We start from the raw sequence: 18175 nt of genomic DNA, 5'->3' as shown, positions 1-18175 counted from the left end.
AAGGGTGCTCATGCAACACGGACTCGACACACCATCCGACGAGACGCTGGCGGCATACGCCGCCCGGCTCGAAGACGACTGCCATGCCTGGCCCTCCTGGTGCACCGGCCGGTCTTCCCGCGATGACTTCCCGACGCACGTAGAGATGTTCTGGTGGCGCCAGGATGCCGCCGGGTGGATCGGCGACAAGAGCAACTTCGAGGTGGCTCGCGACCTGATACGTACCGCCGCCGACACGGGCCGCGAGGACACCGAGGTCTCCGATGAGCACGTCTACGAGTGCGGGGGAGGGGCGAGCGCCTGGGACACCGCCCAGCTCTTCGTCCAGGTCTACGAGGAAATCTGTCCGCTCGACTGTCTCGGCACCCACGCCCACGGCTGCAAGCCGGATTGCGACCCGTATGAGGACGAGTGCTACGGCGCCGAGTGCGAAGGCAACTGCAACGGGCGCCGCACGTACACCGCAGCGTTCCGTGAGGCCGTTGCCCTGGCGGAGTTCGTCAAGAACGATCACCCGTTCCTCGACGAGGACGACTACTACGACCAGCGCCGCGATGTGTTCGAGAAGAACCTCGATGAGGCCCTCGAAGACGTCGCGCTGCACTACCCGTACGACACCGACGCCGACCACCAGAGCATCGTCGAGCACGCCTCCGAGCAGCTCTGGGACCTGTCCGACAACGAGCCGGACGGCTACGCGGACTGGGACGACGTCCGTGACGCGTACGACTGCGGCCGCGGTGAGCACTTCCTGAATCTCGGGCGCGAGTTCATGCGCAACGAGATCCCCGGTCAGCTCGCCCTCATGCCGGCCTGACCCTTCCCCCGAACCGCCACCCCTCCCTGCCTTCCCCTCTCGGGGAGGGGTGGCTCCTCATGCGAATGCGAGGACACATGCGTACCGCCACCCGCCCCTACGAGGTGCGTGTCTGGAACGAGATCGCCGACCTGCTTGGCCTGTGGGAGATCCAGCAGGACCAGGGCGGCGAGTTCGTCGTCACCCACGACAACCGCGATGAGACCCGCTTCGAGACCGAAGGTGACGCCTTGTCGTTCGCTCGGCTCGGCGCCGAGGCCCTCGTCGAGACTTCCCGCCGCGACTGCCCGTGCGAGGACGACCCCGAATGCGGCGTCTGGGAGCCCCACGGCATCTCGGTCCAAGAGGTCGCGGGAGAGCTCTCCCTGATCACCCCGCCCCTGCTCTGCCTGTAGACACCCACCACCAGGAGCAACACATCATGCGTGCCTTCGAGCGTCTCAACACGGTCTTCGCGACCACCAAGTCTCTGCTCAGCCACATGCCGGCCGTCTGGTCACGGCTGAGCTGTGCCCTGAATCCGTGGGGTGCCCTTCGGGCGGAGCGGGAGGCAATGACTCTGTATCTGACGTATGCCGCCGACACGGTCGACATCATCGAGTCGCGACTCGATCAGTACCGAAATGCGGCCTGCGAGTTCGCCTCCCTGTTCAACGACGGCATGTTGGCGAGTCATGTCGCGGAGCGCTTCACCTGCTCAGAGGCAGAGGGGATCGCCACGTTCTTCCGCGCTGTAGACCACCCCGATGTCGCCGATCTCTGGCTGGAGTGCCACGCCGAGGGCGACGACGACGAAGACGACCTGCACTACCAGGGTGAGCGGTCCGAGCCTGTCGAGCTCGCCCTCGCGTCCTGACCGGGGGAGAGCCATGACACCCTGCGACTTCTGCGGCACCGTGGCCGCCTCCTGGCTCTACGAGGTGCCCGAGGAGAACATCCCGCTCCTGGTGGCCGCAGGCGACGGCATCGCTGCGCCGCTGCCCGTGGACGACGGACTGTGGAACGCCTGCTTCATCTGCGCCCCCTTCGTGGACGGGCGGGACGTGGGCGCCCTGCTCAACCACATCATCACCGGGGCCCGCAGGGCTGGAGTTTCCTTCGCCGACGAGCCGCTGTGGCATGCCCTGCTGATTGGGAAGTACACGCCGCTGATGCTCGACGGCACACGCAAGAAGCCTCTCTAACAGCCCATTGTAATAGTGTAACTAGCGGCCCTTCCTGCGCTGGAGCCGAGAGGGCCGCGCCCCGAAAACAGGAGCGCAACATGAGCAAGATCAAGACGCCGGAGGCGGAGAAGGCTGCCCGCGAGGTCGTCAACCGCTACGTCCGCCAGGGCGACATGCGCCGAGCCGACGCCAATCGGATCATGCGCGACGGCCTGCCGATCATCCTGAACGGCTTCGCCGAGGCCCGTATCAAGGGCAAGCCCGAGGCGACCATCACCGCCGACCTCGAAGCCGCTCTCGCCGAGGCCAAGCAGCGTCAGGCGACCGCCAGGACCACCACCCGACGCCACATGGCACTGCTGGACGTGTCCACCGCAGAGTTCGCCATCGCGGCATGGGAGGGCGTACGACGCGACCTCGCCAACCACCTCGCCGCCCACTCCTGACCGACGCAAAGGCGAAACCTCCGGAAGGAGGTCGGCGGGAGGTGGCCCCTCCCCCCTGACGATGCCAGCCCGCATCGCGCACAAGGAGTAACACCATGACGCGAATCGGCCCTGTGGCCCTCGACGCCTTGATGGTCGTCGCCCTCACCAGCGCCTTCTGGGTCCTGGTCGGCGAGGACCCGAGCACCGTGCAGTTCGCGGCTTCGACTGTCGGCGCGTTCCTCGTCCTGGAGGCGGTCCGGTCGCTGCGTCAGTACGTCGACCGGCGCACCGACGAGCGCTAATTCGTCTCGTCGCCGGGCCGGGCGAACGGTCCGGCGGCCCCCGATCCTCAGCAAGGAGCAACATGTTCACCCTGCCCACCGCCATCCGGCCGCGCGTCTGGATCGGCTGCCTGTCCTGCTACAACGGCGGTCGCCTGACCGGGGATTGGTACGACGCCGATATAGCGAACCTCGTCACCCCCGAAGACCTCCACGGTCGCACGACCAGTCACGAGGAACTGTGGGTCTTCGACCACGAGAACTTCTGCGGCGCGCTGGAAGGCGAGTGCTCGCCGCATGAGGCAGCCGAGATCGCCGAGGCCCTCGCCGACCTGTCCGAGGACGAGACCGGGGCCTTCGCGTCCTGGGTTGAGATGTTCGGCCAGCAGTCCGGCCGGGCCCAGTGGGTCGAGAAGTTCAGGGACGACTACCGCGGATTCCACGACAGTGAGGCCGACTTCGCCCGCGAGTGGTTCGAGGAGACCTCCGACACTGCGGAGGTGGCCCGACTCACCGAGTGGCCCTTCCGCGACATCGACTGGGACAGCGCCTCGCACGAGCTGTTCACGGGCGGCTTCCTCGCCAAGCGGGCGCCCGGCGGCATCTACGTCTTCCACGCGTGCTGAACGCGGAGCCATGTGTCGAGTGCGGCCATGTGCCCGAGCTGCTCGATGAAGACCTCACCTGCACTTCCTGCCGTATCCGAATCCGACTGGAGACCGCGAGATGACGACCATAGCCGAGCCCGAAATGATCAGCCTGACCATCCGCTTCGAGGTAAGCGAGACGACGATTACCGACGTGGAGGCCGAAGTTGAGGTGCCCGCCGATATCGCCTACGACGACGAGGCCCTTCAGGACTGGCTCGATCTGAACGAGGACGCCTGGATCGAGGAGCTTGACACGGACGACGCCCACGACATCACTCGCGACGTGACTGACGTGTACGGCACGGACCTGTGAAGAAGCTCGTGAAGTTCACCCTCGCTCGCACCACCCACGGAGACGTTGAGCTGGAGATAGACGTCCCGGAGGAGTTCCTCGACGACGACGGCGCAGTCTTCGACGACGCCGGCCTGTGCGACTGGATCAACGACAACGAATCGGTGGACGAACTCAACCCCATCTACGAGGAGATCCAGATCTCTGAAGTCGTGAGGCTCGTCGATGTCAACTGAGCGAGACATCCGGACCAGCGAGCGCTTCAAGCACCTCGTTAGCGAGCTGAACGCGGCCATCGACACGATGCGCCAAGAGCCCGATGACGGCCGTAGCTGGTCCTGGGAAGACGAGCACGTTGCGGGGCTGAACCTCGCCGATGCTGCCGAAGCGCTGATCCTCGCTCTTCCCTCCGATACCTGGCCGGCCTCCTGGTTCAAGGAAAAGCCCATGCCCGCGCCGCGCCAACTCAGCGCGTACGAGGAGCGGCTCGTCAAGGAGCTCCTCGTCTACCTCGACCGCTGACCGTCCCCACGTCGAAGGCGCCCGTCCCTCCCCGTTGGAGTCGCGGAGGGACGGGCGCGCCCGAAGGATACCCATGAGCACGATGACCTGCCGCGACTGCCATCTCGGCAACTACGGGGCCCAGCCCGACCGCCTCTTCCGCTGCGACGAATGCGGCCACCAACTCGACATTGACACCGCGTACTTCCACCCGGAGGAAGTGGTAGTCGTGGACGAGAGCGGAATCCTGCACTCCTACCTCACGCCTGCGGCCTGCCTGGCGTGGATGGAGGAGATCGCCGACTTCCCCACGGGGGACTGGGCCCGAGCACAGGAAGCCCTGCGTGCGTACCGCCGCGCGGTGAGTGAACTCCGCGACGCCCTCAATGCCGGCCTGCCCTACCTCACCCCAGACCTGCTCATGACGGACGTGGACTGATGTCCCTCACCCGCCTCGACACGGCTGGAGCGCTCGGTACCCCCGAAGAGCTGGACCTCAGCAACAAGACGCCCGAAGAGCTGGAAGAGATCGCCGCGCCTTGGCCGGTCCACTGGCTCTTCCCGCCGAAGCCGGGAGACCCCGAGCGCGTCATCAACCTCTTTGCAGGCCCCGGAGGTTGGGACGTCGGAGTGCGCGACGTACTCCAACACGACCTCGACACCGTCGGCGTCGAAATGCACAAGGACGCCTCGGCCACCGCCCGCGCGGCAGGGTTTCGGCGGATCGTCGCCGATGTTCGCTCCCTCGACCCGAAACACCCCGCGCTGCGCTGGGTGCGGGGACTGATCGTCTCGGCGCCGTGCCAGTGCTGGACCCCGGCCGGCAAGAGGGCCGGGCAGGACCCGCGGAATCAGGACCTGCTGCTCGACGTGTTCACCGCAGCCTTCGAGGCCACGTTCGGGCACTGGCATGACAGCGCTGAATGCGGCCCCTGCGATGAAGCCGACATCTGCCTGATCTGTAGCGACCCCGACTGGGACGGCTACTCCGGCTTCACCGGGCCCCTACTCACCCTCGACGAGGTCCGGGCGCCAATAGCCGAGATGACCGACGAACGGATCGGGCTGCTCGCCGAGGTGCTGATCTGGGCTCTTACCCTGACCGCCCGGTGGGACAACCTCCGCTGGTTGGCCATGGAGCAGAGCTCGGCCCTGCCAGAGAACATCCTCGACGGAATACGCGAGGAACTCTGGTCGGCGGACTGGTGCAGCGCGGAGTACCGCGTCCTGGACGCCGTGGACTACGGCCTCGCCTCACGTCGCAAGCGTGTCTTCCTCATGGCCGCCCGCCACTCCTACGTCGACATGAGCGCCCTCACCCCCAAGACCCCCCTCCCGGCCACGACCGCTGCCGAGGCCCTCGACTGGCCCGCCGGCATCCGCGTCAACACCCGGGGCGTCAGGCGGACGGCCGGAGGGAACTGCTGGAGTGCCGACAAGGCCGCCACGGGCATCACCTCGAAGATCCGCGGATGGTACTGGGAGCACGACAAGGACAGGAAGTTCAGCCTCGACGAGGCCGCGCTCCTGGTCGGCTTCCGCCCCGGCTATCCGTGGACCGGCTCCCGGTCGAGCTGCACGCAGCAGATCGGCGACGTGGTCGCTCCTCCGATGGGCGCCGTCGTGATCGGCAGCCTCCTGTCCCAGCACTGGGAGGACCAGCTCCGGCAGTACCTCGCCGAGATCTATAACCACGAACCCGTACGGCCTGAGCACGCGCTCGCGGCCTGATTACCGAAGAGAGAACATGCGCGCCAACCTCCTGCTGATGCACTACGCCCGCAGCGCCCTCGACTGCCCCTCCTGCGAAGCCGACCGGCTCACATCCATGGCTGACGCCCGCATAGCCATCTGCGTCGCGTCCGGTGTGGCGATCGAGGACATCGATCCCGCCACGGGATACAACCACTCCCGCGCCGCGTACGACCGCGCCCGCGCCTCCTGGATCGATGTGATCCGCCAGCACGGTGCGAGCGAGTTCCACGAAGTCCGCGACATCGCATGGGCCCGCGGACTGTGGGCCGGGAAGCGCCCCGAGTTCGTCGAGGGCGACGACTGGCTGATCGAAGCACTCGATGCGCACAAGGAGTTCATCGCCTCCCTCGGCCACCCCTGCCGCCGGACCTCCTGCCTTGTCCACTTCCCCGCCCCGACCCTCTGATCTGCAAAGACCAACATGGACAACATCATCGCGACCACGACCGACCACCGCTTCCGCGTGCGCCTGGTTCCCGACGAGTACGCCCGTAACCCGCGCGAGGACTTCGACCACCTGGCTCACGTGATCACCATCGACACCCACCTGGGCCAGTACGCCCACATCGACAAGGACGGCGGCCCGTTCGCCGAAGCCTGGGACCGCGTGAGCTGGAACCGGTGGAGAGGTGTCGAGATCTTCACCCGCTGGGCCCGCATCTTCCACGGCGCCATCGTCATCGAGTCGCGGCCGGCACGCGGCCCCGTCTCCCTGTGGTACCTGCTGCGCGAGGACGCCGAAGACCTCGGGATGCTGCCCGAGGCATACCTCGACGCCGAGCGCACCGAGTACGAGGCGTGGGCCGAGGGCGACGTGTACGGCTACATCGTCGAAGAGGCGGTCGACTGGCTGCGGGCGGACGCGGACGACACCATGTCCACCTGGGAAGAAGTCGACTCCTGCTGGGGGCACTACGGCTATGGCTGGGCCGCCGCCCAGGCCCGCGCCGCACTCGAAGCCCATACGAGCAAGACGATGCTCGCCGCGTAATTCAGACCCCATTGATAGAGTTTACCTAGGAGTGACATGACTGCCAGTGCCACCACCAACTCGGCCAGCTCGGAGCCGAGCCCGCAGATGCGGAAGGTCGCTGACGTGAAGGCCGGCCAGCGCGTCAAGGCCACCGGCAAGGACACCAGGGGGTACACCGTGACCCGGGCCGGCCGTCTTCTGGCCGCGCCCAAGCGCGTGATGGCCCAGGACTGGGACAAGCGCATCAAGAAGTGGCGCCTGCACATCTCCGACGAGCCCGGCGCCATGCCCGCCCACCGCAACTCCCTGTCCCTCCCCATGGGTGCTGAAGTCGAGCTGCTCCCCGAGGCATGAGGCACCAGCTCCGTAAGCGGCCCGAGCAGCGCCTTCAGTGCCTGCGTTGCCGGGCCGCCTTCATCGACGAAGCCTCCGCCAAGCGTTCGATATTCCCGTGCCCCGGCGAGCCGCTGGTGCACGGGTTCCTCGGGCAGCGCGAGCACATCGTCTACCCCACGTGGGCCAAGGACCGGTCATGCGAGGCGTGGGACTGCCCCGACCCCGACCCATCCCACGCCTGGCACGGGCCGGACCCCTATTGCGACGAGAGCCCGTGTCCGACGTGCCTGCACGACTGCGACTGCGACGTGTGCGAGGGCCACGTCCGCGCGCCCGGCCTGTACCGCCTCATCGACAGCCACGAAGGCTGACCCCAACGACAAGGAGCAACGAATGACCATGCGCGCCGACTACCCGAAGTTCGCGGCCTGGGTGACCGGGGCCGCCGCGACGGCGGGGTTCCCGGTCGACGTACCCCGCTCGGGCGGCCTCCAGCAGCTTGCCGAAGCGATCGGCACCGCCGAGTCCACCGTGCACCGCGTCATCGCGGGCGAGCGCGTGCCGGCCGTCCGGTTCTGGCCCGCCTGGGTGGCTGCCCTGGAGGTCGAAGCCGAGGAGTTCAAGCGTCGTGCGGTCGACGCCCGGCGTGCAGCCAAGGCCACGCGCCTTTGCGCGAACGGCCCTCGGCTGTTGAGCGGTGGGTCGAGCCGCCCGCTCGTCGCCCCTCGGCTGATCGGGCTCTCGGGTGCCGCTCGCGCGGGGAAGGATGAGCTCGGGAGGGCGCTCGTAGAGCGGGGCTGGCAGCGCAAGGCATTCGCTGACAAGGTGCGGGACTTCCTCTACCAGATCAACCCCTGGCTCCCGGACGACGAGATCAATGGCTCCTACCAACTCGCCGACGAGGTAGACCGGTACGGCTGGGAGCGGGTGAAGGAGGGGCACCCTGCCGTCCGGGGATACCTCCAGCGCTGCGGCACGGAGGCGGGCCGCCACATCCTCGGCCCCGACGTGTGGGTCAACGCGCTCTTCCAGGACGAGGAGGACTGGGACGCACCTGTCGTCATCACCGACGTGCGCTTCCCGAATGAAGCCCAAGCCATCAAGCACCGGGGTGGCCTAGTGGTTGAGGTGCGCCGCCCCAAGCAGATCCTGATCAGTGGGGCGGACCACGTCAGTGAGAACGCGTTGAAGGACTGGGAGTTCGACGTCATCGTGTTCAACACGGGGACGATCGCGGATCTGCACAAGTCTGCTACGTGCCTTCTCTCCACTCGAATGTAAGAGTTGATCTGACTGATTCATTGAGATAGTGTCACTGGCGTCGAAGGAGGAGAGCCCGTGACCAGCACGACGACATACCGCATCGGCCACCCCGTGGTCCTCGATGAACTGCCAACCGGCACGCAGATACGCGACGCGGACGGGGACACCGGCACGAAGATGCAAGACGGAGCCTGGAAGGTGACCGGCTTCCCGGTGGCGCTGGACCCGGACTGGTTCAGGTTCCCCGTCGAGGTCGTCAACCCGACGCCCGAGACAGCAATGCTGGTAGCCGACTTCGCCGGCCTTCAGCGGCTGCCCGACCTCATGGCCGAGCTGCGCAGTGTCGTTGGGGACATCCGAACGCTGCGTACGAGCCAGGAGAACCAGCTCGACGAGCTCCGTGACGAGAACGGCGACGTGCCCAGCGGCAACCTCCGGCGCTGGGACGAGCTCCGGTACGACATCCACATGGAGCAGGACTCCAACAAGCTCGCCGCCGTTCTGAGCCGACTGGAGCAGCTCGTCGACACCGAGGGCAGCGAGTGAGGCTCACTCCTCGCAAGGAGGAGGTCGAGGTGGTGAAGGCGCTCTTGGAGGACCCCTCATTCGAGAGCGCCGACCAAATGGCCAAGGCGCTGATCAAGGAGATCGCCGAAGTCCTCCAGATGCGCGACTGGATCGCGCTCGTCCACACCTGGAGCGACGGAAGCCGCGGGCTGAACTGGGCGCCGTTCGGCAGCGCCGCCGAAGCCGAAGCCTTCGCGAAAAAGGTCTCCATCGGCGGGTCCGGCCGACTGGTCAAGCTCCATAGTCCCGGGGTCATGCTCGCCAACGTCGGCGGCAAGAAGGGCTGGAAGGGCTACTGCCAGCATCCCGACTGCGGCCATGCCCCCTTCACTCACTCCGCAGCAAGCGCCGCACGGGGCGCTTGCCAGATACCCACCTGCCCGTGCGACCGATTTCGCAAGTAGAGCAAGGACACCGGACATGACCATTAGGGCCGTCAAGTTTGTGAGCTGCGAGTGCGGCCACGGCCGCGCCTACCCGGACGAGCACACGGCCGCGAAGGCGCTCGGGAGAGCCCAGGCGAAGCGTGACCGCGTCGGAGAACGCAAGGGTCACCGTCGCGGCTTGTGTCGGGAGAACCGGTACTACCAGTGCGAACACGGTCTCTTCCACCTGACCACACTGTCCCGCTCCGAGTATCTCGGAGCTGCCGCGTGAAACACAGCGAGAAGGCGCTCGCGAACGGCTGGGGCTGGGTCCTCGGCGTCTCGGGCGAGGAGTGCCGGGTGTACTCGCGCCCCGCCCAGCAGGCTCCGGCGGAAGACCCGGCGGAGCTGCTCGGACGGGTCACGAAGCTCCTCGGCATCGACGACCCGTCCCAACTGCCGGTCGCCGTCCGAAGGCTCCAGGTAGAGCGCAAGCAGGCCCTCGCCTCGGCGGTGACGGCCTGGAATGCAGTGCACGAGCTGACCCGGCAATCCGGAGACCAGACGTGAGCGCGGGCGGGAGCAACCGGCTGCTGACGCCGGAAGAGGTGGCCGACTGGCTGCGGGTCAGCGAGATCACCGTCAAGAACAAGTACCGAACGTGGGGACTGCGGCCACAGAAGGTCGGCCGCCTCCTGCGATTCCGCGAGCGCGACATCGTCGCGTACCTCGACGACAACTACGGGTAACGGCACGGCCTTGCCCCAGCACTATGAGGGGGCCAAATGGCTACCGTTTTCCAGAGATGCAAGACCGACAAGCGCAGTCCGCTGTACCCCTGCGAGAAGGTGCGGTGCGGCCACGACTGGACGGTTAGGTACAGAGAGCCCGGAGGGCGCACGGCTCGCCAGCGCGAAGAGTCGTTCACCAAGAAGACGGCGGCGGACAGCTTCGCCAGCAAGATGGAGAACGACAAGAGCGTAGGGACGTACATCGACCCCAACGCCGGGAAGATCACCGTGCGGGCCTACGTGGAGGACTGGCTCAGCCGCCGCGTGATCGGCGACTCGACGTTCTCGAACTACCGCGGATTCATCGACAACCACCTGATACCCCGACTCGGCCGCAAGACGATGGCCGGAGTCGCCAAGCGGGACATCGAGCACTTCAAGGCGGCCATCAGCAAGGAACTCGCTGCCAGCACGGTGTACGACCGCATGAAGATGGTCAAGCACATCTTCTGGTCCGCCAAGGAAGAGAAGATCATCCAGGAGGACCCCTCCAAGGAGGTGAAGAACGCTCCTGGGTCGCGCGCGGTCGACGAGGACGAGATCCCCACCCTCGAAGAGGTCCGCCTCCTGCACGAGCACATGTCGCCGCAGTACAAGCTCACCGTCTGGCTTCAGGCAGGGGCTGGGCTGCGAGTCAGTGAAGCTCTCGCCTTTCACACCGGCTGCCTCCGCAACGACGTCATCCGCGTGCGCTGGCAGATCAGCTCGAAGGCACACCGCGAGGATTGCAAGACCCGCCTCGTGCCGCTCAAGCACCGCGAAGAGGGCGAGTACCGCGACGTGCCGGCCGCGCCGTTCGTCTGCGACGAGATCGACGCCCACGTGGAGGAGTGGGACCCGATCCCGCTCACCTTCCAGAACGCGGCAGGCAAGGCCCGGCAAGTTGAGGTGTTCTTCGCGCCACGCGAGCGCGGCAAGGGGATCATGCCGACCGCGAACACCTACAGCTACCACTTCAGGAAGGCGTGCAGGCTGGCCGGGCTGGTGGACGCTGATGGCAAGCCGAAGTACCACCCGCACTCGCTTCGTCACTTCTTCGCCTCGACCGCCCTGGCGGCCGGCATCCCGATCCACGAGGTCTCGCGTTGGCTCGGCCACAAGTCGATCAAGACCACGGTCGACATCTACGGGCACCTTGTTCCCGAGGCGTGGGACCGCTGCCGAGCCATCATGCAGAAGGCCATGGGCCCGGTTACCGTTGAGGTCCCCAGCGAGGCCGTGGAGGAGCGCTCCGAGTACAGCTCGGTGGCCTGATGTGCTGGATGTGCTGGATAGGTTTCTACCGTGCTGGATCTGTGCTGGATGCGATCATGAGAAGGAACGTTTCCGCAGGTGGGAGCCCTGTACTACGGATTCCGCTTCAACGTGTAGCGGGTGTTCAACGTGTAGCGGGTGACCATGCCACCACGGCGCCGCTGATCTCGGAACGTGCGTGTCAGAGGAAGGGCCGGACTCCGCTGAGTCCGGCCCTTTCGCTGTGCCGTGACCTGTTGAACCGGGGGCTGCGCGGCGCGGGGTTCGGCCCGCCGAGAGCGGCTCCCCGGTGAGTGCGTGCTGCTGCAGGGGACACGTCCCGCTATGAGGACGCGTCCCGCATGTCTTGTTCGGCGTCGTCCTCGGGGTCATGGCTCGCTCCCTCGTCCGGGGCTTCGAGCCGCCCGGCCTGGGCGTCGGTGTCGGGGAGCGGTTCACGGTCAGTGCCGGGCACGTCATCGATGGCGTCACCGGGCTCCCCCTCCCTGGCGTCCAGGGCCGGATCGCGGACCTCCTCCGCGAGCCGCTGGTCCAGGCTCTCGCCCTCGGCCTGCTCCGCCGCGGTGGTGCCGTAGTGGTTCACCGCGAGGGGGCGCTCAGGCGGCGACCAGCCCTCGTCGTACGGGTCGGCGGCGCGAGCGGTGAGGGTGTCCTCGGGGTCGAGGATGCCTTCGTCCTCGCGGACCTCGTCACCGACCGTGCCACCGGGCTGATAGACGTCGTCGGCGGTGCCTTCGTCGGATGCCATGGGGTCGTGCTCCTCACGTCCGGGTTCGTACGGGGCACGTTTCCACCTCGGTCCAGAACACACCTCCCGGCAGGTCGACGGTTTGCGCCACACGCACCGGGCAAAGCGACCAGTACGGCGGAAAGCGCCTCGAAGGACAGCTCCCTCCCGGAAGGAAAAAGACCATGGCAGACCACACGCCGGCCGGCCGTCGCGTTCTCGCGATGGTGACCAACTACGGAGTCGAGCAGGACGAGCTGATCGTCCCGGTCGAGCACCTCCGAGCGGCCGGTGCCGAGGTGGACGTGGCCGCCGTCACCACGGATCCGGTGCAGACGCTCGTCGGCGACAAGGACCCGGGCCGCACCGTCCCGGTGACGCTCGCCCTCTCGGACGTCGACCCCGCTTCCTACGACCTCCTTCTCATCCCCGGCGGCACCGTCAACGCCGACTCCCTGCGGCTCCAGCCGAAGGCGGTGGAGACCGTACGGGCCTTCGCGAGCACGGGCCGCCCGGTGGCCGCGATCTGCCACGGGCCGTGGCTGGTGGTGGAGGCCGGAGTCGCCGAGGGCAAGACCCTCACCTCGTACGCCTCCGTGGCCACGGACATCCGCAACGCGGGCGGCACGTGGGTCGACAAGCCGGTGTTCAATTGCGGCGCGAACGGCTGGCCTCTCATCACCTCCCGTACGCCGGACGACCTGAAGCAGTTCCTGGCGGAGACGGACGCCGTGCTGGCCGGCGTGGCGAGTTGACGGCACCCGTGCCCATGCGCTCGCGCATCCGGCATCCGGTATGAGCGAGACGGCCTCCAGTGAGACGGTGTCCAATGAGACGGCGTCCAGAGCGAGATAGCGGCTGGAAGTGTCGCCCTCACAGAGACAGCCCCGAGAAACCAGGCCCGCCGCCCGGTCACGCACCCTCCGTGATCGGGCGGCGGCGTCGCATGGAACGTCGTTGCCTCGCAGGGCTCACCCTTTCGCTCGTCCGGCTTCCGCACGTCCGGGCGGGGCCGACGTGGCTGCCGCTCCCGGCCTTGGGGTCCCCAGTCGCCGAATTCCGGTGGCAGCTCGATGGACCCGGGGCGCCAACCCCACAGCTGAGCAGGCGACAGACCGACAGCCGGCCACCTCCCGTCGCGGGAGAGCAGCCGGCTGTGGACTGGGCACTGGTAGGGGACGCGGATTACGTGTACCAGCTCTGTGAGGGCAGGTCGGGGTTGGGGGCGTGGGTCCATTGCTGGGCCGCGGCGCCGTCGGTCTTGCTGTAGTCGGCGATTTCCAGGGACTTGCCGCTGTTGACGTTGGTGATGTTCAGGTGGCCCGTGGTGCCGATGGCCTGGATGGTCCACTGCTGGGTGGGAATGTGGGCACAACTCCATTGCTGGGCTCGGGCACCGTTGGCAGTGTTGGAGTTCGCGATTTCCAGGCATTTCCCGCTGTTGGCGTTGACGATCTCGTACACCCCCGCGGAGGCGGTGGGACGGAACTGCCACTGGGCACCGGGCTGGCCGCCGCACGCCCACTGCTGAGCGAGCGCGCCGTCCTCCTTGCTCGAATCGCTGATCTCCAGGCAGGAGTTGCTGTTGACGTTGTGGAGCACACCGCCCGTCGGCAGTGTGGGCGCCTTGCCGTTGTCGGGCAGCGGTGAGGGCGCGGGCAGGGCGGCGGTGCCGAGGCTGGGGGTGGTCCAGGTCTGGGCGTCGACGCCCCGGCAGTCCCACAGCTGAAGCTGCGCCTTGTTGGCCAAGGTGTCGTTGTCGCGGTCGATGCAGCGCTGCGCGTTGACGTTCAGGTAACTGCCGTCCGCGCGGGCCTGCCACTGCTGGTTGCTGGTGCCCTTGCAGGTCATCAACTGGAGCAGGGTGCCGTTGGCCGTACCACTGTTGACGGCTTCGACGCACTTCCCCAGCACACGAAGACTGCCGTCGTCGCGAAGTTCGAGCTGTTGGGCGGCGGTCTGGTTGCAGGTATAGATCTGGACCTTGGTGCCATCGGTGTTCTGTCCGTCGGCTGTGTCGACGCAGGTGGTGGCGGCGCTGGTGACGGTGATGGGTCCGCGAGCGCCGGGAGCGGTGACCGAGGCGGCGTACGGGTAGACGGCGAGGTTACTGACACCGCCATGCAGACCAGGACCCATCGGGCTGGGCGCGCCCGTGGTCTGGTAGCGCCCGAATACGAGCGGGCCAGTGGGTACTGGGCTGTTGGCCTTGTCGTGATGGCCGGAGCCGATCAGGACCCCGTCGGCGTACAGGCTCATTCTCCCGCTCACGGCGTCATAGACGGCGGTGAGTCTCGTCCAGACATTGGGGTTGACGCGGGACTGGGTGTTGATGGCGTCCGTGTTGTCGTACTGCCAGCCGGCCGGCTTCGTCCTGTTGGTGAGGGCGAAGCGCCACGTGCTTCCGTCCGGGTCGGGGTACAGGAGGAAGTCGCTCCACTGCGTAGCGGCGTTGTCCTGGCTGACGACGACGCCTCCGGCGCCGGAGGCCTTCGCCCACGCGCTGAGGGTGAAGCTGCTGCGGGTGTCGACCACGGACGAGTTGACTGTGATGGTCGACTGCGCGCCGTCGAACGCGGCGTAATCGGTGCGTCGGCCACCGATGATGCCGGTCGGCCAAGCGATGCCGGCCGCCGTGCCAGGGTGGTTGCCGGTCCTGCTCGCGACGCTGCCGTCGGCCGCCGGGCCGTTCAAGTCCCAGGCTGCGGTGGGCATGTTGAGGTTGCCCTGCGGAGTCGTGTCCGGTGCGAGACCCGTGACGTCCGGGTGCGGAGCCTGGGCGGTGGGCGCGGTACCGAGGCCGTTCCAGGAGACGAGCTGCTGGTTGGTGTCGATGGCCCACAGGTCAGGTATGCCGTCGCCGGTCAGGTCGCCGTCGGAACCGATACGCGGAAAGCGGCCGGGGTCGACCGTGCCCAGCACTGCACCCTGGCCCGGGGTGGCGAACCCTGTCAGGACGGGAGCCTGCGCCGTCCCCGTGACGGGAAAGGCGCGAACGGTGCCGTCAGCCCGTGAGCGGGCCCACAGGGTCGGCAGATCGGTTCCCTTGGCGCGGCCCGGCGCGATCAGGTCGTAGCCGTCCCACTGCTGGTCGTTGCCGGAGAGGAGGACTGCCTGTGAGTCGAGTTGGTTGGGGTCGCCCGGCAGCCCCAGCCACAGCCGGCCGTTCTCGATGAAGAGCACGGAGGACCGGTGCAGGGCGTACTGGCCGGTATCGGTCACGAGAACCGCGGAATCCCCGTCCAGGGCTCCGAACGCGGCGATCTGGGTGACCTTGGACCAGTCGTCGCCGTAGCCGTACTCGGAGCAGGGAACACGAGTGGTCGTATCCGCCTGGACACAGCTGGTGGGCTTGGCCAAGGCGATGCTGTACTGGCCGTCGAATCGGCCCCCGTTGGTGTCGTTGGGGTAGACGTAGGCCTTGGCGTCGCCCGGCTTGTGCGCGATCAGATCGTCGACGTTCTTGTATCCGAGGCTGCCCCGGTGGGTGATTTGGATGCCGTTCCAGCCGTTGGCCCCGGGGGCGGCGTGCATACCCGCCTTGGGGTCCTCGGCGTTGCCCGTCTTGAATGCGGCGTTGGGCGCGGTGTTGGGATCCGTGCCGCCGCCGATCTGTCGGAGGTTGCCCGAGGTGTCGGGCAACAGGACGTCTGGAGCGGCATCACCGGTGACGTCGCCGAAGACGGGGCTCGGGGCCTTCGGGTTGGAGGGAGCGTAGTAGCTGTAGACGGCCGGCTGCGACATGTTGCCGGCCTCGTCCTGGGTCTGCAGATAGACGAAGTTGGTGCCCCAGTGTGGCGGTGTGATGCTGACGTCGGCTTTGCCGTCCTGCATCTTCACGACCCCGGCGTCGGTGCATTTCCAGCCGGTTGCCGCGGCTTTGACAGGATCGGTGGTCCAGCGGGCGCACGCCAGACCCGAGCTGCGACTGCCGCCCTCGGGCAGGGGATCGGTGCCGGTGAACGTGAACGTCCCCATCTGGCCAACGTACTTGGGCTGCGCGTTGAGGGTGCCGGACGCGGGGAAATCAGTCGAGGTGATGGTGGCGACGGGCGGAGTCCGGTCCACGCGGAAGTAGCACGTGGCGCTGCTGCTACTGGCCAGGGTGCCGTCCGTGGCGCTGGCCTGCCAGCCGTACCTGTGGCCATCCTTGAGAGTACCGGCGTTGACCGTGACACTGTCGGCGCTCGCGTTCCAGGGGGTGGTGAAGTTCGACGTGCTGCCGCCGTTGTCGTCGTCCCAGAGCTTGAAACTGGTGCTGACGGTCTCGCCCGTGGGCGACTTGGCAGCGACCGTCAAGGATGTGTTGCTGTTCGCGCCGAGCCACCCCGGGTTGTCCCAGGACGTGCCGCAGGCGGCGTAGCTGCTGGTGCTCGCGAATCCGGGAGTCGGCCCGGTCCGTGGGGCGCCGATGGTGGGCTTGACGTCGTAGGTGATGACGAGGTGGGGTGCCTGGCCGGACTTCGAGCTGAAACGCTGGCGGTAGTACTTGTTGGTCTCGTTGTCCGGGGCGAGGCCGAACGTGAAGTTGGGCCAGCCGTTCGCCACTCCCGAGCTGATGGTGTCACGTACGCCGTAATCGATTTCCCCCGTACCGGATGCCGAAAAGGTGCCGATCTTCGCGCAGCCGCCCATGACCGAACCGGTTCCGCACGGCTGGTGGTTCCAGCTGGTAGGAGAGGCGATACTGCCCGTGTCGTACAGGCCCAGCGGCGTCTTGGTGGACGGGCTGGACGAGGCGATGACGGTCGCCTTCAGCCGGGCTTCGAGCACCACGGCGCCGTTCCTGTGGAGGGCCGGATCGATTCCGACCTGGAAGTAGGCGCGGGTGCGGCCGGTGGGGGAGCAGGGGTGCTCGGTGTCCACGTAGCCGCAGTATCCGGTGGCCGGAGTGTCCTGGCCGTACTGCGTGCCCTTGTACTCGTCCGTGCCGGGGTAAGCCTCCTGGACCTGCGCCCAGGCCTCGACGCCCTGGCTGTCCGTGGACGGGTTCCAGCCCGGGTCGATGAACCAGGGACCGGTGCCCTGGCCGAGCAGTGCGGCGTCGGGCACCAGGTCGATCCCGCTGCTGTCGGCGGTGGCGGCCACAGGGGCCACGACGGCGCCGGCGCCAGGTCCGTCAGTGCTGGAGGGGCCCGTGGCTTCCGCGGTGGCAGCCTGCGAAGTGGCAAGGCCGCGAGACACCATGCCCTTTTGCTGGGAGACCGCAGCGGTGGCCGCGGTGGAGTCCCACATGACCGGACTGGGCGCGGTGAAACGGGACGTGCCGTCGGCATCGACGGCTCTGAGATTGCCCGCGCTGTCGGCGGAAACCCGCAATCCGTCGGCCACGACATCGAGGTGGAGCTTCTTGACGGCGGGGTCGGCGGCGGCTCGGGCCGTCCGCACAACCAGGATCTGACGCCAGCCGCCGAGCGGTGTGGCGGTCAACTCCAGGTCCACATCGGGCAATACGCCACGGTAGAGCGCGCTGTCGCCGTCCAGGACGGGCTTGGGCAGGGAGAACGGCGCCTTGATGGCCAGCTTCCTGCCGTCGCCGGTGGCCATGGTGGCCATCGGCCCGTCGCCGCCGCCGGAGAAGACCAGTGACGAGGGCACGGCGGACGGGGTGACGGTCCCGTCCGCACGGGCGTGCAGGGTGGGATCGATGTTCTGCCAGGACCCGTCGGTCGTTTTGACGCGCTGAGGAGAGGCAGAGGAGTCATAGGTGACAGTGCCGTCGGGATTGGCTGTGCTCTGGGAACTCTCCGACGTAAATGCCCCGATGACGACTGGCTTGCCTGTGCTCTTGGCCTGCGCACGGGCGCCCTCGAGAGCCTTCTCGCTCTCGGTCGGTGCTTTGGCCGGGCTCGCGGGCCAAGCGGTGTCGGCGGGGCCGTGACCCCGGCCGGGGCTGTCGGCCGTCGCGACGGGTACGGCGAGCAGGCCGAGCCCGAGGGACAGGACTGCTGTGACGGCCGCGGGGCGCAGGCCGTTTCTGAAGGGGCGGCGACTTCGCGAGGCTTCCGG

Annotated in this window: 25 protein-coding genes and 1 other RNA gene; 24 read left to right on the top strand and 2 right to left on the bottom strand. The window is 67.4% G+C overall.

Annotated features, from left to right (window positions below):
- Positions 1-10: 10 nt before the first annotated feature.
- The 23 genes from OG432_RS10930 (at position 11) to OG432_RS10820 (ending at position 11439) form a co-directional block, all read left to right on the top strand.
- Positions 11-817 carry a hypothetical protein gene (locus tag OG432_RS10930; protein WP_328310219.1) on the top strand — a complete coding sequence of 269 codons (807 nt, stop codon included), beginning with the start codon at positions 11-13 and terminating at the stop codon, positions 815-817.
- 77 nt (positions 818-894) lie between these two features.
- The gene (locus OG432_RS10925) at positions 895-1212 is read left to right on the top strand and encodes a hypothetical protein (RefSeq protein ID WP_328310217.1); all 318 of its coding nucleotides are present in this window, start codon (positions 895-897) and stop codon (positions 1210-1212) included.
- Between the two features lie 26 nt (positions 1213-1238).
- Positions 1239-1673: a hypothetical protein gene (locus OG432_RS10920; RefSeq protein ID WP_328310215.1), complete on the top strand. Its 435-nt coding sequence runs from the start codon at positions 1239-1241 to the stop codon at positions 1671-1673.
- A gap of 13 nt (positions 1674-1686) precedes the next feature.
- Positions 1687-2001 carry a hypothetical protein gene (locus OG432_RS10915; RefSeq protein ID WP_328310213.1) on the top strand — a complete coding sequence of 105 codons (315 nt, stop codon included), beginning with the start codon at positions 1687-1689 and terminating at the stop codon, positions 1999-2001.
- Between the two features lie 80 nt (positions 2002-2081).
- On the top strand, positions 2082-2429 hold the full coding sequence (locus OG432_RS10910) for a hypothetical protein (RefSeq protein ID WP_328310211.1): 348 nt from the start codon (positions 2082-2084) through the stop codon (positions 2427-2429).
- Positions 2430-2438: 9 nt separating this feature from the next.
- Positions 2439-2503: hammerhead ribozyme type II (locus OG432_RS10905), an RNA gene on the top strand.
- A gap of 21 nt (positions 2504-2524) precedes the next feature.
- Positions 2525-2713, top strand: coding sequence for a hypothetical protein (locus tag OG432_RS10900; protein ID WP_328310209.1), 189 nt, complete (start codon positions 2525-2527; stop codon positions 2711-2713).
- A 62-nt stretch (positions 2714-2775) separates the two neighbouring features.
- Entirely contained in the window at positions 2776-3318 is a 543-nt protein-coding gene (locus OG432_RS10895) for an antirestriction protein ArdA (RefSeq protein WP_328310207.1), read from the top strand.
- Between the two features lie 100 nt (positions 3319-3418).
- Positions 3419-3655 carry a hypothetical protein gene (locus OG432_RS10890; protein ID WP_328310205.1) on the top strand — a complete coding sequence of 79 codons (237 nt, stop codon included), beginning with the start codon at positions 3419-3421 and terminating at the stop codon, positions 3653-3655.
- Complete coding sequence (locus OG432_RS10885) at positions 3652-3870, top strand: hypothetical protein (RefSeq protein WP_328310203.1); 219 nt, start codon at positions 3652-3654, stop codon at positions 3868-3870. The genes OG432_RS10890 and OG432_RS10885 overlap by 4 nt, the downstream gene beginning before the upstream one ends.
- Entirely contained in the window at positions 3860-4156 is a 297-nt protein-coding gene (locus OG432_RS10880; protein WP_328310201.1) for a hypothetical protein, read from the top strand. Before OG432_RS10885 ends, OG432_RS10880 begins: the two co-directional genes overlap by 11 nt.
- 73 nt (positions 4157-4229) lie before the next feature.
- A complete protein-coding gene (locus tag OG432_RS10875) occupies positions 4230-4574 on the top strand; it encodes a hypothetical protein (RefSeq protein ID WP_328310198.1) in 345 nt (114 codons plus the stop codon).
- Positions 4574-5866, top strand: a complete 1293-nt coding sequence (locus OG432_RS10870) for a DNA cytosine methyltransferase (RefSeq protein WP_328310196.1) — start codon at positions 4574-4576, stop codon at positions 5864-5866. The genes OG432_RS10875 and OG432_RS10870 overlap by 1 nt, the downstream gene beginning before the upstream one ends.
- Before the next feature lie 16 nt (positions 5867-5882).
- Positions 5883-6296, top strand: a complete 414-nt coding sequence (locus OG432_RS10865) for a hypothetical protein (RefSeq protein WP_328310194.1) — start codon at positions 5883-5885, stop codon at positions 6294-6296.
- A gap of 15 nt (positions 6297-6311) precedes the next feature.
- The gene (locus OG432_RS10860) at positions 6312-6881 is read left to right on the top strand and encodes a hypothetical protein (protein ID WP_328310192.1); all 570 of its coding nucleotides are present in this window, start codon (positions 6312-6314) and stop codon (positions 6879-6881) included.
- 36 nt (positions 6882-6917) lie between these two features.
- Positions 6918-7217, top strand: coding sequence for a hypothetical protein (locus OG432_RS10855; protein WP_328310190.1), 300 nt, complete (start codon positions 6918-6920; stop codon positions 7215-7217).
- Positions 7214-7570, top strand: coding sequence for a hypothetical protein (locus tag OG432_RS10850; RefSeq protein WP_328310188.1), 357 nt, complete (start codon positions 7214-7216; stop codon positions 7568-7570). The genes OG432_RS10855 and OG432_RS10850 overlap by 4 nt, the downstream gene beginning before the upstream one ends.
- 22 nt (positions 7571-7592) lie before the next feature.
- A complete protein-coding gene (locus tag OG432_RS10845) occupies positions 7593-8480 on the top strand; it encodes a deoxynucleotide monophosphate kinase family protein (protein WP_328310186.1) in 888 nt (295 codons plus the stop codon).
- Between the two features lie 57 nt (positions 8481-8537).
- On the top strand, positions 8538-9008 hold the full coding sequence (locus OG432_RS10840) for a hypothetical protein (protein ID WP_328310184.1): 471 nt from the start codon (positions 8538-8540) through the stop codon (positions 9006-9008).
- Positions 9005-9433: a hypothetical protein gene (locus tag OG432_RS10835; RefSeq protein ID WP_328310182.1), complete on the top strand. Its 429-nt coding sequence runs from the start codon at positions 9005-9007 to the stop codon at positions 9431-9433. Before OG432_RS10840 ends, OG432_RS10835 begins: the two co-directional genes overlap by 4 nt.
- Positions 9434-9682: 249 nt before the next feature.
- Complete coding sequence (locus tag OG432_RS10830) at positions 9683-9964, top strand: hypothetical protein (protein ID WP_328310180.1); 282 nt, start codon at positions 9683-9685, stop codon at positions 9962-9964.
- Entirely contained in the window at positions 9961-10143 is a 183-nt protein-coding gene (locus OG432_RS10825) for a helix-turn-helix domain-containing protein (protein WP_328310178.1), read from the top strand. The genes OG432_RS10830 and OG432_RS10825 overlap by 4 nt, the downstream gene beginning before the upstream one ends.
- Positions 10144-10179: 36 nt before the next feature.
- Positions 10180-11439 carry a tyrosine-type recombinase/integrase gene (locus tag OG432_RS10820; protein ID WP_328310176.1) on the top strand — a complete coding sequence of 420 codons (1260 nt, stop codon included), beginning with the start codon at positions 10180-10182 and terminating at the stop codon, positions 11437-11439.
- Between the two features lie 322 nt (positions 11440-11761).
- On the opposite strand, the gene OG432_RS10815 is transcribed toward OG432_RS10820, so the two are convergent.
- Positions 11762-12187 (bottom strand): hypothetical protein, encoded by a 426-nt coding sequence (locus OG432_RS10815; RefSeq protein ID WP_328310174.1) that lies wholly within the window; start codon positions 12185-12187, stop codon positions 11762-11764.
- 164 nt (positions 12188-12351) lie between these two features.
- Between OG432_RS10815 and OG432_RS10810 the strand changes: the two genes are divergently transcribed.
- Positions 12352-12921, top strand: coding sequence for a type 1 glutamine amidotransferase domain-containing protein (locus OG432_RS10810; protein WP_328310172.1), 570 nt, complete (start codon positions 12352-12354; stop codon positions 12919-12921).
- A 430-nt stretch (positions 12922-13351) separates the two neighbouring features.
- Here OG432_RS10810 and OG432_RS10805 read toward each other — a convergent pair whose 3' ends face one another.
- Complete coding sequence (locus OG432_RS10805; RefSeq protein WP_328310170.1) at positions 13352-17764, bottom strand: RICIN domain-containing protein; 4413 nt, start codon at positions 17762-17764, stop codon at positions 13352-13354.
- Positions 17765-18175 lie beyond the last annotated feature (411 nt).

It is taken from the genome of Streptomyces sp. NBC_00442 (genome assembly GCF_036014195.1).
Lineage (GTDB): Bacteria > Actinomycetota > Actinomycetes > Streptomycetales > Streptomycetaceae > Streptomyces.
Note: the sequence above shows the minus strand (reverse complement) of the source record. Positions and strands in the feature narration are given on the sequence as shown.